The sequence below is a fragment of the Psychrobacillus sp. FSL K6-1464 genome (assembly GCF_038003145.1).
Lineage (GTDB): Bacteria > Bacillota > Bacilli > Bacillales_A > Planococcaceae > Psychrobacillus > Psychrobacillus psychrotolerans.
Genome location: NZ_JBBOOP010000001.1, coordinates 153,492 through 166,682, shown reverse-complemented (window position 1 = coordinate 166,682; position 13,191 = coordinate 153,492). Strand labels below are relative to the sequence as shown.

General features: G+C 36.4%; 17 protein-coding genes. 5 read left to right on the top strand and 12 right to left on the bottom strand.

What is annotated here, in order from left to right; translation table 11 throughout:
* Nucleotides 1-73 precede the first annotated feature (73 nt).
* Both MKX39_RS00855 and MKX39_RS00850 read left to right on the top strand, forming a co-directional pair.
* Complete coding sequence (locus MKX39_RS00855; RefSeq protein WP_093536580.1) at nt 74-385, top strand: DUF3243 domain-containing protein; 312 nt, start codon at nt 74-76, stop codon at nt 383-385.
* A complete protein-coding gene (locus MKX39_RS00850; protein WP_093536582.1) occupies nt 378-587 on the top strand; it encodes a hypothetical protein in 210 nt (69 codons plus the stop codon). Before MKX39_RS00855 ends, MKX39_RS00850 begins: the two co-directional genes overlap by 8 nt.
* A 69-nt stretch (nt 588-656) precedes the next feature.
* On the opposite strand, the gene MKX39_RS00845 is transcribed toward MKX39_RS00850, so the two are convergent.
* The 4 genes from MKX39_RS00845 to MKX39_RS00830 form a co-directional block, all read right to left on the bottom strand.
* The gene (locus MKX39_RS00845) at nt 657-1,196 is read right to left on the bottom strand and encodes a biotin transporter BioY (RefSeq protein WP_093536584.1); all 540 of its coding nucleotides are present in this window, start codon (nt 1,194-1,196) and stop codon (nt 657-659) included.
* 158 nt (nt 1,197-1,354) lie between these two features.
* Nucleotides 1,355-1,741 (bottom strand): DnaJ family domain-containing protein, encoded by a 387-nt coding sequence (locus MKX39_RS00840; protein WP_093536586.1) that lies wholly within the window; start codon nt 1,739-1,741, stop codon nt 1,355-1,357.
* 92 nt (nt 1,742-1,833) lie between these two features.
* Nucleotides 1,834-2,298: a PH domain-containing protein gene (locus MKX39_RS00835; RefSeq protein ID WP_340761140.1), complete on the bottom strand. Its 465-nt coding sequence runs from the start codon at nt 2,296-2,298 to the stop codon at nt 1,834-1,836.
* A gap of 13 nt (nt 2,299-2,311) precedes the next feature.
* Nucleotides 2,312-3,391, bottom strand: coding sequence for an AI-2E family transporter (locus MKX39_RS00830; RefSeq protein WP_340767921.1), 1,080 nt, complete (start codon nt 3,389-3,391; stop codon nt 2,312-2,314).
* A 136-nt stretch (nt 3,392-3,527) separates the two neighbouring features.
* On the opposite strand from MKX39_RS00830, the gene MKX39_RS00825 reads away from it, so the two are divergent.
* On the top strand, nt 3,528-3,968 hold the full coding sequence (locus MKX39_RS00825) for an NUDIX hydrolase (protein WP_340767919.1): 441 nt from the start codon (nt 3,528-3,530) through the stop codon (nt 3,966-3,968).
* A 238-nt stretch (nt 3,969-4,206) separates the two neighbouring features.
* Here the strand turns inward: MKX39_RS00825 and MKX39_RS00820 are convergent, their stop codons facing one another.
* Entirely contained in the window at nt 4,207-5,646 is a 1,440-nt protein-coding gene (locus MKX39_RS00820; protein WP_093536594.1) for a DEAD/DEAH box helicase, read from the bottom strand.
* A gap of 13 nt (nt 5,647-5,659) precedes the next feature.
* Nucleotides 5,660-5,959 carry a cupin domain-containing protein gene (locus MKX39_RS00815; RefSeq protein WP_340767918.1) on the bottom strand — a complete coding sequence of 100 codons (300 nt, stop codon included), beginning with the start codon at nt 5,957-5,959 and terminating at the stop codon, nt 5,660-5,662.
* Nucleotides 5,960-6,161: 202 nt separating this feature from the next.
* Between MKX39_RS00815 and MKX39_RS00810 the strand changes: the two genes are divergently transcribed.
* On the top strand, nt 6,162-6,383 hold the full coding sequence (locus MKX39_RS00810) for a DUF2187 family protein (protein ID WP_093536598.1): 222 nt from the start codon (nt 6,162-6,164) through the stop codon (nt 6,381-6,383).
* On the opposite strand, the gene recQ is transcribed toward MKX39_RS00810, so the two are convergent.
* Together recQ and MKX39_RS00800 are read right to left on the bottom strand one after the other, a co-directional pair.
* On the bottom strand, nt 6,368-8,134 hold the full coding sequence (recQ, locus tag MKX39_RS00805; protein WP_093536600.1) for a DNA helicase RecQ: 1,767 nt from the start codon (nt 8,132-8,134) through the stop codon (nt 6,368-6,370). The two genes, MKX39_RS00810 and recQ, sit on opposite strands and share 16 nt — an antisense overlap.
* Before the next feature lie 37 nt (nt 8,135-8,171).
* Nucleotides 8,172-8,405, bottom strand: a complete 234-nt coding sequence (locus MKX39_RS00800; protein ID WP_340767917.1) for a hypothetical protein — start codon at nt 8,403-8,405, stop codon at nt 8,172-8,174.
* 110 nt (nt 8,406-8,515) lie between these two features.
* Between MKX39_RS00800 and MKX39_RS00795 the strand changes: the two genes are divergently transcribed.
* The gene (locus tag MKX39_RS00795) at nt 8,516-9,709 is read left to right on the top strand and encodes a class I SAM-dependent rRNA methyltransferase (RefSeq protein WP_340767916.1); all 1,194 of its coding nucleotides are present in this window, start codon (nt 8,516-8,518) and stop codon (nt 9,707-9,709) included.
* A 151-nt stretch (nt 9,710-9,860) separates the two neighbouring features.
* Here MKX39_RS00795 and MKX39_RS00790 read toward each other — a convergent pair whose 3' ends face one another.
* From MKX39_RS00790 to MKX39_RS00775, 4 genes are all read right to left on the bottom strand, one after another.
* Complete coding sequence (locus MKX39_RS00790) at nt 9,861-10,286, bottom strand: GatB/YqeY domain-containing protein (protein ID WP_093536606.1); 426 nt, start codon at nt 10,284-10,286, stop codon at nt 9,861-9,863.
* A 162-nt stretch (nt 10,287-10,448) separates the two neighbouring features.
* A complete protein-coding gene (locus tag MKX39_RS00785; RefSeq protein ID WP_093536608.1) occupies nt 10,449-10,955 on the bottom strand; it encodes a ferritin in 507 nt (168 codons plus the stop codon).
* A 75-nt stretch (nt 10,956-11,030) separates the two neighbouring features.
* The gene (locus tag MKX39_RS00780; RefSeq protein WP_093536610.1) at nt 11,031-11,852 is read right to left on the bottom strand and encodes a squalene/phytoene synthase family protein; all 822 of its coding nucleotides are present in this window, start codon (nt 11,850-11,852) and stop codon (nt 11,031-11,033) included.
* 120 nt (nt 11,853-11,972) lie between these two features.
* A complete protein-coding gene (locus MKX39_RS00775; RefSeq protein WP_340761128.1) occupies nt 11,973-13,160 on the bottom strand; it encodes an MFS transporter in 1,188 nt (395 codons plus the stop codon).
* Nucleotides 13,161-13,191: the final 31 nt, after the last annotated feature.

Genomic DNA, 13,191 nt, shown 5'->3' with positions numbered 1-13,191 from the left:
AGATTACTTATGCATGATTGCACACTCTTTGGACATACCTAAGTAGAGTTCAATAAAAAAGGAGTGAGGAAGATTGGGAAACAATATAGATGAGCGTGTCGATGCTAAGCTTGATAGTATTGGTCAAGAAGAAAAAGAACAAATTCTACAAAATTTTTCTAACTTTAAATCGTATTTATCTGGAAAAGTTGCAGCCGGTGAAAAAATGGGACTTAGTGATGAAACATTAGCTAAAGCTACTGAAAAAGTTGCTGGTTATTTAGCCAACCACGAAGAACCACGCAACCGAGAAGAACATGTTCTTCAACAATTGTGGAAAAGTGGAGACAAAGAGCAGCAACAAGCCCTTAGTCATATGCTTTTAAACATGGTTAAAAATGGCTGATATTCGTAAGGAAGCAACTGGAAGGATCCTTGACAATCCCGATGGAGTACGTACTACTAAGGAAAGCCTATTTGATATGCATGAAGACATGCAAACTGTAGATGCCCTTCCTGTCGAGGATATAAATATTGAATTTCTAGATGAAAAAGACCACAACCACACAAAAAATCGTTCACTTAGTTCAGAACGATACCCCAAATAAGAAAAACACTTGCTCCACTATCCCACTAGGAGCAAGTGCTTTTTTTATACAATGACTTTACACAGAAGCTTATATTAGTTTTGCCGCTACCAGTCTTGTCCGAATAATAATGCCTATTAGTGCAGCAACAACCGCTTTTGCAAGGTCGGGAAGGATAAATGGTAGCATTCCTCCTTTAAACGCTGCATCCCAAGGAAGTTCAGCTACTATTTTCAACCAAATAGAACCAAGTATTAGTATGATAAATACGGCTATGATATTTGCGATAATTGCTTGCATCCTCGAATACTTAAAAGTATCCAAATACCACCCGACAAATAGCGCAGCAGGTATTATTGCTAACAGGTATCCACCTGTCGGTCCAAGTACAATACCAAATCCACCTTTCATCCCAGCAAATACTGGAATTCCAATTACGCCCATTAATACATATACCGTTACTGCAAGAGTTCCATACTTAGCCCCTAATATAGTTGCTGTTAGCATTACCGCAATTGTCATTAATGTAAATGGTACAGGTGGAACATTAATCATGATTTGTGCAGCAACTGCTATGATAGCTGCAAACAATGCGGCTACAATCATCATTTTTAAACGTTCATTTCTCATAAAAGTTTCCCCCTTAATAAATGAGTTAACCTAATTTAATTTTAATGTTAACTCATTTGTATTTTAATAAGAAATAGAACTTCCGTCAATACAATTATTTAAGAAGTACGTTAACGCTAAAAAAAGCCGCAATCCAGAGGATTGTGGCTTAGTTATTATTACCATCTGCTAGCGGCGGAATCTATTGTTTCTAATCTCACCAATCCTTTTTGCATAGGTGGTGGACATGCTTTATTGTACTGCATTATTTTATCATTTACCTTTGTTACCCTAAATTGTAGTCCTTCTTTTTCACCATTTAAATAATTTTTCGCAATATCATGCAGTTCGTCCCTTATCTCATGCTGAAGCTTTAACCAGTGTGGTTTATATCCAGCATCCTTCGCAATTTTTTGGAAGTGTTGAAAGATATCACCGGTTAAGTATTCCTCCGATATTGGCTTCCCCGCGCCCTTTAAGTTGTCCATGCCACCTGTCTTCGAATACTCTTTAAGAATATCCCCTATCAAGTCATTACTTGGCTTATTGAAGCTATCATTATCCATAATGCACCTCTTCCCTGAATGATTGATTTCATCTTGGAATGCCATTAATAATATACTATGCAAGTGCGATCATCTACTGCCCCCAACGCTAGCTATACGTGAGGTATTACATTAGAGGTAGCATGTGGCGCCTTTTGTAATAATAATTGTAAAAACTGTTCCTGATTGTCTGGAGAAATTATTATACTCCCCATTAACGAGTTTTTATAATGAATTTCCAGTGCATCCTTGGAGGAAAGAATACGATAGCCCACTAATATATTCGATGATTTATTTACCTTCGTCATATCCTTATACTTTATTTTACTTCGAAAAGGACCTCCTTTGACATATAAATAGTCATCGTAAAATATGTAATGAATGTCAAAAGAAATCCATATGAGAAAACCGGTACATACTAAAAATAAAGCAATCATAATCCAAATAGCCAAATAATCAGGTGAATTTGTATAGAACAATTCGTATGCTACTGGCCACATTATCGCTAACGCAATAATAACTAGCGCAACCGACATCATCATCTTAAACGTCCTATCCATTTTCGAACGGAATTTCATCCAATTCTACCTCCTACACTGACTTTGTAGCAGCATCCTTTATCCCCACTCGGTTAGCATAGATATTTTTTAAAATAACCTTTATCACTGCATAGGTAGGAATAGCTAATATAATTCCCCATAACCCTGCGATATTCCCCGCTGCCAAAATAACTGTAATGACCGTCAATGGATGAATATCTAAGGATTTCCCCATAACATTCGGTGTGATGAAATTACTTTCAATCTGTTGTGCCACTAACATAATAATTGCTACATAAATTGCCAACTTTGGTTCTTGAGTAAGGGCAATGATTATCGCTGGTATCACCGAAATATAGGGCCCTAAAAACGGGATAACATTCATCATCATTCCAAATATTGCTAGTAATAAGGCATATTCTAATCCAATAGCAAAATAGCCAATCAGCAACATTAATCCAACTAAAAAGCTGACAAATAATTGACCTTGAATATATGAGCGCAATGTATCATCAATATCTGCTAAAGTCTTACGAATCCAGGTCTTTTTCTCCCCTTTAGCAAAACTAGAAACGAAGGGTGCAAACTTTTCATGGTCTTTTAACATATAGACAAGGAAAAACGGCACAAGTACAAGTACAAAGATACCTTGGAACACACCTTGAATGAATTTGAAAAGCAACGAACCAGCTGAAACAGCTATATCGTTAATCTTCCCTGTTGCATCATCCACTGTATCTTGTAGTGTCTCTGGTAAAAGATCTTTTTGAGATAGCGCATATTTTGTAAACTGCTCCACGTCTTCTACTATTTCTGGAGTGTTTTTAACTAAGTTGTTCACCTGCTTGGTGAGTGGCGGACCAATTAGTGCATAAAAAAGCCAGCCTATTAAGCCAATAACAGCAAATACCGATAGAATACTTGCCCATCTCGGGAATTTAACTGATTCTAACCATTTTAATAATGGACGTGACAGATAAAAAAGAACACCACCTAAAAGTAATGGTAAGAATATTGTTTGTCCAATGATCAAAAGCGGTGAAAAAATACTTTTGACTTCCATGAACATGCGTATAATAACTAGCGTCAGTAGTATTGCTACTCCTGTTTGAAACCACAGTTTCTTTGTCATGTGATGCTCACTTCCTCTATTATTAATAAGTACTATGTTTTACGTTTTTTCCTAATTGAAAGTTTCAATTATTAATACATATCGTACCATTATTTAAGTTACACTTTTACAATTATTATCGGAAGGATGATTTTACATGGAATACTACAAACAGCTAAGACAATATGTAGGACATCAACCTCTAATATTACCTGGCTCTAATGTGCTTATATTGAACGATAAAGGTGAAATATTACTGCAAGAACGTGAACCAGGTATTTACGGTCTACCTGGAGGTCTAATGGAACTCGGTGAAAGTTTTGAGGATACAGCCAGACGTGAAGTACTGGAAGAAACTGCTCTACTTGTAGGGAAACTACAACTCTGTAATGTATATTCTGGCCCAGACTATTATATTGAAAACCCGAACGGCGATAAATTTTACTCCGTTTCTGCAGTTTTCAAAACATCAGAATATAGCGGAGAAGTTTTAGCAGATGAAGTTGAATCCATTAGTCTTCAGTTTTATCCTCCTACACAATTGCCTAATGGAATTATGGAGAGTTATCGAAAGTTTATTGAGGATGCTTTACTTTAGTACTTATAGGAAAGTTCCGGTAGTTCCTTGTGTCAAAGTAATAAGCTACAATTTGGATTTTACTTGTGCTCATGTATAGTTTACTAGCTTCTGTTTGTAGAATACTAACGGTCTTTGGGATGTTACTTTTAAGTCTATATTTACTTTTGCATTACTACATTTTACTAGCAAAAGGGATAATTTTTTCGAATGATAGTGGAATGCAATAAAAGAGGCTTCCCATTGGAAAGCCTCTTCTTTATTTGTTGGCAATATGCACTTTTAGTAATTTACCTTTGACTGTTGTATTTCTCATATTTTTCAATACAAGCGAGCCTTTACCGTTTAAAATTTCTACATAGGATACTGTGTCTTGAATCGTAATAATTCCAATATCATCTGCAGTGATTCCTTCAATTTTTGCAATGGTTCCAACAAAATCGACGGCACGGATTTTCTTTTTCTTACCACCATTGAAATATAGTTTAGTAATATTGGCGTTTAGTTGCTCACCCTTAGATTTTTTAGCCTCGGGTTGCTCCTGCATTTTCACATCAAATGCAGCACGACTTTTTACTATCTCTTCTTTAGTAGGTTCTGATGCTGTGGAAATTTCGAAGCCGATAAATGATTCGATTCCTCTTACAAACTTATCTTCAAAAGGAGTTGCTAACATTATCGATTTACCACTTCGCCCTGCGCGACCTGTTCTACCAGTACGATGTACATAGCTTTCTTCCTCTAATGGAACATCATAATGTATTACATGAGTAATATCATCAATATCAATCCCACGAGCGGCCACATCCGTAGCAATTAGATAACGGAATTCCCCTTTTCGGAAATCATCCATTACCTCGAAGCGATCCTCTTGCATCATCCCACCATGTATTTTGTCAGCGGTATATCCTTTTTCATCTAACACATCTACTAGTTGTTCTACGCGTTCTTTTGTACGACAGAAGATAATACAACTGTCTGGGTTCTCCACAATTGTTAGCTTCTCTAGTAATGAAAGCTTTAACTCCTCAACTACAACATACTTCACATGTTCAATGTCTGGAGCATTTTCTTCCGATGCATCAATTTCAATGGATACTGCTTGTTTCATATACTTTGTACTTAATTTTTTTATTTGGTCAGAAAGAGTTGCTGAAAATAGCATTGTTGTACGAGCTTTTGGAAGTAATTTAATAATAGATTCTACTTGTTCTAAAAAGCCCATATTCAGCATTTCATCTGCTTCATCAATAACTAGATATTCCATCTTAGATACATCTAACGTTCCTTTTTCGATATGGTCTAGTACTCTACCTGGAGTACCTACAATCACATGCGTTTTTTGCTTTAAAGCTAACTTTTGTCTAGCAAAAGGTGACTTTCCGTAAAGAGCTAACCCTTTTATACGTTTATAACGGCCAATATTGGTAATATCCTCTTGAACCTGAACAGCAAGCTCTCTTGTAGGTGTTAGCACTAATGCTTGAGGTTTGTTTTCCTCCCAGTCTACAAGCTCACATAATGGTGTAGCAAAAGAAGCTGTTTTTCCACTGCCGGTTTTAGATTTCACTAATACGTCCTGTTTTTCCAAAACTACTGGTATTACCTTCTGTTGCACTTCTGTTGGCTCTGTGTAGCCTAATTGTTCAATGGCACGTAAAATTTTCTCATCTAACTTAAACTCTTTAAAATGCACTATGCATAATCTCCTCTTACAAACTTATTTTAGTTACAACTATATCCGAATCTTCTAATGCTTTTAAGGCATGCTTTTCCAATGGTTTCATATGCAAGATGGTCCCAGTCGTTACAGTATGCTCCACACCTTCTACCGTAAACTGTACTTTCCCTTTTCTAACAACAATCAATACATTTGCATTAGCATGATGTTCTTTTACTTCTTCCCCAGCACGCAATTGAATATTCATGATATCAAAATCTTCTTCTTTAATAACGGTCGTAATTTGTTTTTCTTTTTCGTCCAATACATAAGGTGTTCCGATTAAATTCATCTGACGTTCCTCCCATTCATATTGGTTCCAAACAAATCTGTTAACCCTATCATATACTTAGTTTCTCCAATATATCAAAAATATTCGACGTCATTCCCTTGTATTCGAGTTTTAATAATCTCTTTTACAGATTTTCAACCCTAATCTATGGTATAATTAAACTATCGCTAATGCGGAATAAAACTAGAAAAGAGGCATACACATGAGTTTTCAACGACAACCTAAGGAAGTTTCCCCCTTTGTGGCAGCTAGGAAAATTGATGAGAAGATCTCTTTCACTCGTAATGATCACGAAGTTCAAGGTACTATTTTTAAAATTCTAGAGCAATCAGTAATTGTCGAAATCTCTACTGAAGATGCCAAAAAGATTAATGTACCTTCTAATCTTACAGTAGTATCTCATAAAAACTACACGATAGTATAATTGTGAATTTCCTCGAGAAAAACTTGTCCATATTTTTCTCGTTTGTTTTCACCGATTCCGTGAATTTCTAATAATTGTTCTTCGGTTTGCGGGCGCTCTGCACACATATGCTGCAGAGTCTTATCAGAAAAAATAACAAATGGTGGTACACCAGCTTCGTCCGCAATTTTTTTCCGAAGTATTCTTAGTCTTTCGAACAATGGATCACTCTTCGCAATTTGTTTCGTCACCGTTACACCTTTACGTTCCACTCTTTTATTCCCCAACAATACTTCTTTTCCAGCATCAGATACATAAATGGTTGGCAAACTACCGTGCTTCACTGAAAGAAACCCTTCTGCAATCATAAACTCCATTAGTCCAGAAACTTCCTTTAATGATTTACCCTTTAATATTCCATAAGTTGATAACTTCGTAAAACCAAAATCGATTACTTTTTTGTTCTCAGAACCAGTCAATACTTGAGCAGTCATCGTCTTTCCAAATCTTTGCCCCATTCTAACCACACATGAAAGAACCATTTGAACCTCTTTTGTTACATCTTGTACTTCTCTTGAATCTGTGCAATTTCCACATCTGCCACATTTAGGAGCATCTGGCTCTCCAAAATAAGTAACTATAAATTGTTGCAAACAGTTTTCTGTGTGACAGTAATCCACCATTCCCTGCAGTTTTTCTAGTTCCTGAGGAATTCGATCACGGTCCATTGCTTGATCTATTAAGAATCGTTGCGTTTGAACATCTTGTGATGCATACAAAACTACACATTCACTTGGTAAGCCATCTCGCCCTGCTCTTCCAGCTTCCTGATAATAGCTTTCCATATTCTTTGGCAACTGATAATGAATTACGTAGCGTACATTGGATTTATCAATCCCCATACCAAATGCATTGGTTGCAACCATTACTTGCGCTTCATCTGTTAAGAAACGTTCTTGTTCACTGTTTCGAAAACTCTCTGGCAGCCCGGCATGATACTTTGCCGTCTCAATTCCCGCCTTATTTAATAGATCATATAACAAATCCACTGTTTTTCTAGTTGCAGCATAGATAATGCCTACTTCGCTGGCATTTTTTTTAATAAATTCTTTTAAAAACTTATTTTTATCCTGTCCAAGTACGACCGAAAAAGCTAAATTTGATCGTGCAAATCCCGTAATAACTGTATTATCTTCTTGAATTTGTAACAATCGGCAAATATCATCTCGTACGGCTGGCGTTGCGGTAGCTGTTAGGGCAAGTACTGTTGGCTGCTCTGTAAATACTTCCTTTAATCGATGAATAGCCCGGTAACTTGGACGGAAATCATGACCCCATTGAGAAATACAATGTGCTTCATCCACTGCTATTAAAGGAACTTTAACTTTTTTTAATTGGTTTAAAAAGTTGGGAGATTCTAGACGCTCTGGAGCTATATAAAGTAACCGATATTGGCCATTTTGTACTTCCTCCATTGTTTGTCTCACTTCTTCTGCAGTTAATGTACTGTTTATGAAGGTTGCAGGGATCCCAGCCTGAATTAAAGTATCCACCTGGTCTTTCATAAGGGAGATTAGAGGAGAAATGACAATCGTAGTGCCTTCTAGCATAAGTGCGGGGATTTGGTAACATAGAGACTTCCCTCCCCCTGTAGGCATTACACAAAGGCTAGAGTTCTCATCTAGTACATAGTTAATAACTGTTTCTTGTCCCTCACGAAAGGAATCATATCCAAAGTAAGTTTGTAATAATTGCCGTGCTTTATCTAACACTTAGGTCACTCCAATCATTTTTGAGAAAGTAAAGCCTCTATTTTTTCTTATTAGTTTTATTTACTACGTTATTAGTTGGTTTTGGATCCACTTTATCTACGTCTGTTCCTAGCAGGAAATAACCAATTACGGAAGATAAAACAGCTGCTCCTACAATAATAAGTATTTTGTTTATAATGGTTACTTCCGAATATTCTTCTTGGTTTAAAATAATAGTTGCCAGCACCGCCACAACAATCATAATTGGTGGGATTAATTTTGACTTTTTCATTGCAAACTTCCTTCCTCTGCGCATGTATAGTATATTGTACCATAAGACTATCAAGGGTTTTTACCAAGACGTATGAGATAATATATAAAAAACATATAAGGATGAATAAAATGACACAAAATGAATTCGATATTAAAGTAACTGAAACACTTGCTCAAGAATTACAAAAAGGTGTTCCGATATTGATGAAAGACGGTTTCCTAGAACCAGAGTCTCTTGAAGAAGGATCTATACTAAAAATTCAAAATGCTGCTGGCCAGTTTATCGGAAAAGGCTATGTTGGAAAACAAAACAAAGGACTTGGCTGGCTCCTAACAAAAAATGAAAACGAGAAAATTGATCAGTCATTTTTCCAAAAAAAAATAGCTACGGCGATTAAACACCGTGACGACTATTATCATAATGCCGATACAACAGCCTTTCGTGTATTTAATGGGGAAGGAGACGGTATCGGTGGTTTAATCATTGACTATTTTGATGGATACTATTTAGTCAGCTGGTATAGTGAGGGAATTTATTCCTTTAAAAAAATCATTTTAGAAGCCCTAGAAGCTTCCACTCCCTATAAAGGTATTTATGAAAAGAAACGTTTTGATACGAAAGGACAGTATGTGGAAGACGATGATTTTGTTAAAGGTGAACGCGGAGAGTTCCCTCTTCTTGTAAAAGAAAATGGGCAAAACTTTGCTATTTACTTAAATGATGGGGCAATGGTTGGAGTGTTTTTAGATCAACGTGATGTTCGTAAAACAATTCGAGATAATTATTCAAAAGGGAAAACGGTATTAAACACCTTTTCGTATACTGGAGCTTTCTCTGTATTTGCTGCAGTTGGTGGTGCTACGAAGACAACAAGTGTAGATCTTGCTAAAAGAAGCTTAAGTAAGACGACGGAACAATTTGAAGTAAATGGAATCGATGTAGCACAACAAGATATTATTGTGATGGATGTATTTGATTACTTCAAGTATGCGAAACGTAAAGAATTATCCTTTGATATGGTTATTCTCGATCCACCTAGTTTTGCTCGTTCTAAAAAGTATACGTTTAGTTCTGCCAAGGATTATACTAAACTGCTTATAGATGCCATTAATATTACAGAAAAAAATGGTGTCATTGTCGCTTCTACTAATAATGCCACGTTTGGGATGAAGAAGTTCAAAACATTTGTAGAGAAAGCTTTTAAAGAATGCAACCGAAAATATACAGTTGAGGAAGAGTTCTCTCTTCCAACCGATTTTAGAACCTCTCCACTTTTTAAAGAAGGTAATTACTTAAAAGTTCTATTTATACGAGCAAAGTAAGGTAGAACATCGGAAAGAAAAGCGTTAAGTGTTCTTTATTTCCTATCGAGTACTGTGAACAGAAATTTCACCATGAATTTTAGAGAGGTTGGTCGTGACGAACGTCACAACCAACCTCTCTTTTTTAGTAATCTAATGGCGTTGATACGCTTTAAATTATACTTTTCACTACTTTGGACATGGTGGATCCATCTGTTTTTCCTGTAAGTATTGGTTTAGCGATTTTCATGGCATCTCCCATGTTCATTCCTTTTACGACTCCAGCTTCCGTTAAAAGTGTTACTATTTCTTCTTCACTTAATTGGGTAGGCAAGAAGCTTGCTAGTAATTTTAGTTTTGCATTTTCTTTTTCTATTAAATCTTCACGATTAGCTGCTTTTGCACCATCTAATGCTTGGTTTGTTTGTTTTACTTCTCTATTTACAATAGCAATTTCTTCTTCGGGCGAAAGGGCAGAACCTTTTTCTTTTTCTGCACTATCTAACGCAGACTTGAGAATAGTTAATACTCCCTTTGCTAGCACATCTTTTTCTTTCATCGCGCGTTTTATTTGGTCGAATACAATTGTTTTCAGCATTCTTTTATTCCTCCCTTTATCTTTTGATATATAACTTAAACCTCTCAAAAAGAACTCTACTTTTATGGAAGAAAAGCTCCAAATAACCGAAGTAAACTTCAGAATATTAGAGCCTTTTAATAACGTTATATTAGACTTAGAACCAACTCTCGAAGCTACTTATTAAGCTTCGTCTGGTGTGAATGATCTGGATGCTAGCTCAGAATCCAACATAAACATAGCATTGGAATCATTTTCAATGCGTTTAATTTTGTTAATCAGTGTATCAAATGAAGCCTCTTCCTCCACTTGCTCATCAATGAACCATTTTAAGAATGCCATCGTTGCATGTTCACGCTCATCTAATGCAATATCAGAAAGATGATAAATACGACGCGTCACTTCTTTTTCATGTTTTAAGGAAGTCTCAAAAACATCTAAAGTCGAAGTAAATTCATTACCCGGTTTGTCAAAACCATCAATTGTAGCTCGGTATCCCAAATCACTTAAAAAGTTATAAAATTTCATGGCATGGAAACGTTCTTCTTCTGCCTGAACTAAAAAGAAATTAGCAAATCCATCGTATGCTTCAGCCGTACAATATGCAGCTGCTGCAAGGTATGTATGTGCAGAATAAAACTCAAAGTTCATTTGATCGTTTAATGCTTCATGTAATTTTTTTGATAACATAGTAAAACTCCTCTCATAGTAGAAATATTTCATTTCATCTTTTAGTATACAGCTTTATCCATATTAAATACGACCTTACACCTCTGCTTGTACTTCCTCAACAGTTTGCTCTACTTCCGATCGAGTCATTTTTTCTTTCCCGCTCTTCAGTGCTTTTAGTGTTTTGTGTGCAAGTGCAAGAGGTAGTTTGCAGAATAACAATATACTTTTACTGTCGATACTCTTGATATACTCATCAGCTTGAGCTAAATTACTTTCCGCATACTCGAACATATCCGCTCTTGTCCAACCTTCTGGGAAGAATTGTACACCTCGTTCGCTATCTTCATCTTTGTTTCGCAATATATTCACTGCTTGGAGTCCTCGTCCATATGCAATTGCTAAATCACGGTCTGTGTCAATGTCTGCGCTCCACTTCCATAAATCCGAAAGCATCACTCCCACAAGACCAGCTACGTAGTAGGTATACTCATCGAGGTCTTCTTTCGTCTTCACTTGCCAGTTCTTACCTACCCATTTAGCCATTCCTTCTGCCATCTCACTCGTTGAATCTTTTACTTTTTCTACTAAATCATCCGGGCAAATTTCTAGCCAGTCGCCAAGTCTTAACGATACAGGTGGAAGAATTTCCTGAAATGGTTCAACTAGCTGTTCATATAGCTTCTTATCAAACCCATTTTTAAGCATCTTGCTAGTAGCAAGTAACAGTTCTTGTTTCTCTTGTGCACCTAATGACTCATGATCTTCAATCTCATCTATCGCACGCATACATAAATAAGCAGAGGCAACCGCCTTTTTCAGTTTAGATTCTAAAAAAGTAATTGGAATATAAAAAGTTCTACTTGTTTTCTTTAGCATGTCCATCGCTTCTTTTTGTAACTTTGCTACATCATGCACGACTAGTCCTCCGTTTCAATGATTCACGTTAAATCCTATATACTCTATTGTATAGGATTTTTACTAAAAGATAAAATGACTCCCATTTTGATGAGTACAATGCTAAAAGCCACAGTAGCTTTATTCAGCTGTTTCCTTAAAAACTGGCTTTTGTTTCTTCCAAAACAATGAAATTACAAAGCTAATCGCTAGTATGACCATTGCTAATACATATGGATAATCAATATGCACGTCAAACAGTATACCTGCAATACTTGGACCAATAATATTACCTATACTCGTAAACGTAGAGTTTAGTCCTCCAACAAAGCCTTGATCATTACCAGCAATTTTGGATAGATAAGTTGTCAGCGCTGGTCTCATTAAGTCGAACAGCAAGAAAATCACAAAAGTTACGAGCAATATAGACCAGTAGGCAGAAACCTTTATCATGGCAAAAATGAAAATCGTTGATACACCTATACAAATTTGAATCAACCGAATTTCTCCTATTTTCCCTACAATACGATCGAAAGTTAGCACTTGGAATATAATTCCTAGAACACCACTTACCGTAATGATTAGCGCAATATCCTTTGGTGTAAATCCGTATTTGTGATCTACAAAAAGCGAATATACTGTTTCAAAGGCCGCTAAGCCAAAGCTAGATACTAAAATGATAATCATCGGTATCAAATAAATTGGTTCCAATACTTTACGAAAACGTGGTTTAACTGGTTCTCCTTCGCTTTCTATATGAGCTCTTTCAGGCTCCTTCAAAATAATAAGTGAAAATACTCCACCTAAAATTCCAAGACCTGCAGCAACAAAAAAGGGAAGTCTCGTTCCATGTTCCGCTAAGAATCCGCCGATTCCTGGCCCGATGATAAATCCAGCACTGATTGCTGCAGCCACATAGCCCATCGCTTTTGGCCTTTCCCTTAAGGTAGTAACATCGGCAACAAAAGCCGTTACAGCTGGCATGATGAATGCCGCACTAATTCCTCCCAATATTCTAGACATATACAATACCTTCACATCTTGTCCAAGACCGAAGAGCATTTCCGATGCCCCAAATATGAACATACCAATGACAATCATCTTTTTACGACCAATCGAATCTACCCATCTACCTGCAATTGGAGAGACTAACAACTGTGCAAATGCAAAAGCCGCAACTAAATAGCCCATCGTAGAGCCTTCTAAGCTCATCTCACGCATTAATGTTGGCATCACTGGAATAATTAATCCTATACCTAAAAATACAATAAACAAATTTACTAAAACTAGATAAATTACTTTATTTAAACCACTTTTTTGCGAACCCATCTTTAAAACTCCTTATAATTCTTACTCAGCA

Bases quoted from the DNA above. Each gene is read 5' to 3' on its own strand.
- MKX39_RS00850 (WP_093536582.1), top strand. From the start codon at position 378: ATGGCTGATATTCGTAAGGAAGCAACTGGAAGGATCCTTGACAATCCC.
- MKX39_RS00845 (WP_093536584.1), bottom strand. From the start codon at position 1,196: ATGAGAAATGAACGTTTAAAAATGATGATTGTAGCCGCATTGTTTGCA.
- MKX39_RS00840 (WP_093536586.1), bottom strand. From the start codon at position 1,741: ATGGATAATGATAGCTTCAATAAGCCAAGTAATGACTTGATAGGGGAT.
- MKX39_RS00835 (WP_340761140.1), bottom strand. From the start codon at position 2,298: ATGAAATTCCGTTCGAAAATGGATAGGACGTTTAAGATGATGATGTCG.
- MKX39_RS00830 (WP_340767921.1), bottom strand. From the start codon at position 3,391: ATGACAAAGAAACTGTGGTTTCAAACAGGAGTAGCAATACTACTGACG.
- MKX39_RS00825 (WP_340767919.1), top strand. From the start codon at position 3,528: ATGGAATACTACAAACAGCTAAGACAATATGTAGGACATCAACCTCTA.
- MKX39_RS00815 (WP_340767918.1), bottom strand. From the start codon at position 5,959: ATGAATTTAATCGGAACACCTTATGTATTGGACGAAAAAGAAAAACAA.
- MKX39_RS00810 (WP_093536598.1), top strand. From the start codon at position 6,162: ATGAGTTTTCAACGACAACCTAAGGAAGTTTCCCCCTTTGTGGCAGCT.
- MKX39_RS00800 (WP_340767917.1), bottom strand. From the start codon at position 8,405: ATGAAAAAGTCAAAATTAATCCCACCAATTATGATTGTTGTGGCGGTG.
- MKX39_RS00795 (WP_340767916.1), top strand. From the start codon at position 8,516: ATGACACAAAATGAATTCGATATTAAAGTAACTGAAACACTTGCTCAA.
- MKX39_RS00790 (WP_093536606.1), bottom strand. From the start codon at position 10,286: ATGCTGAAAACAATTGTATTCGACCAAATAAAACGCGCGATGAAAGAA.
- MKX39_RS00785 (WP_093536608.1), bottom strand. From the start codon at position 10,955: ATGTTATCAAAAAAATTACATGAAGCATTAAACGATCAAATGAACTTT.
- MKX39_RS00775 (WP_340761128.1), bottom strand. From the start codon at position 13,160: ATGGGTTCGCAAAAAAGTGGTTTAAATAAAGTAATTTATCTAGTTTTA.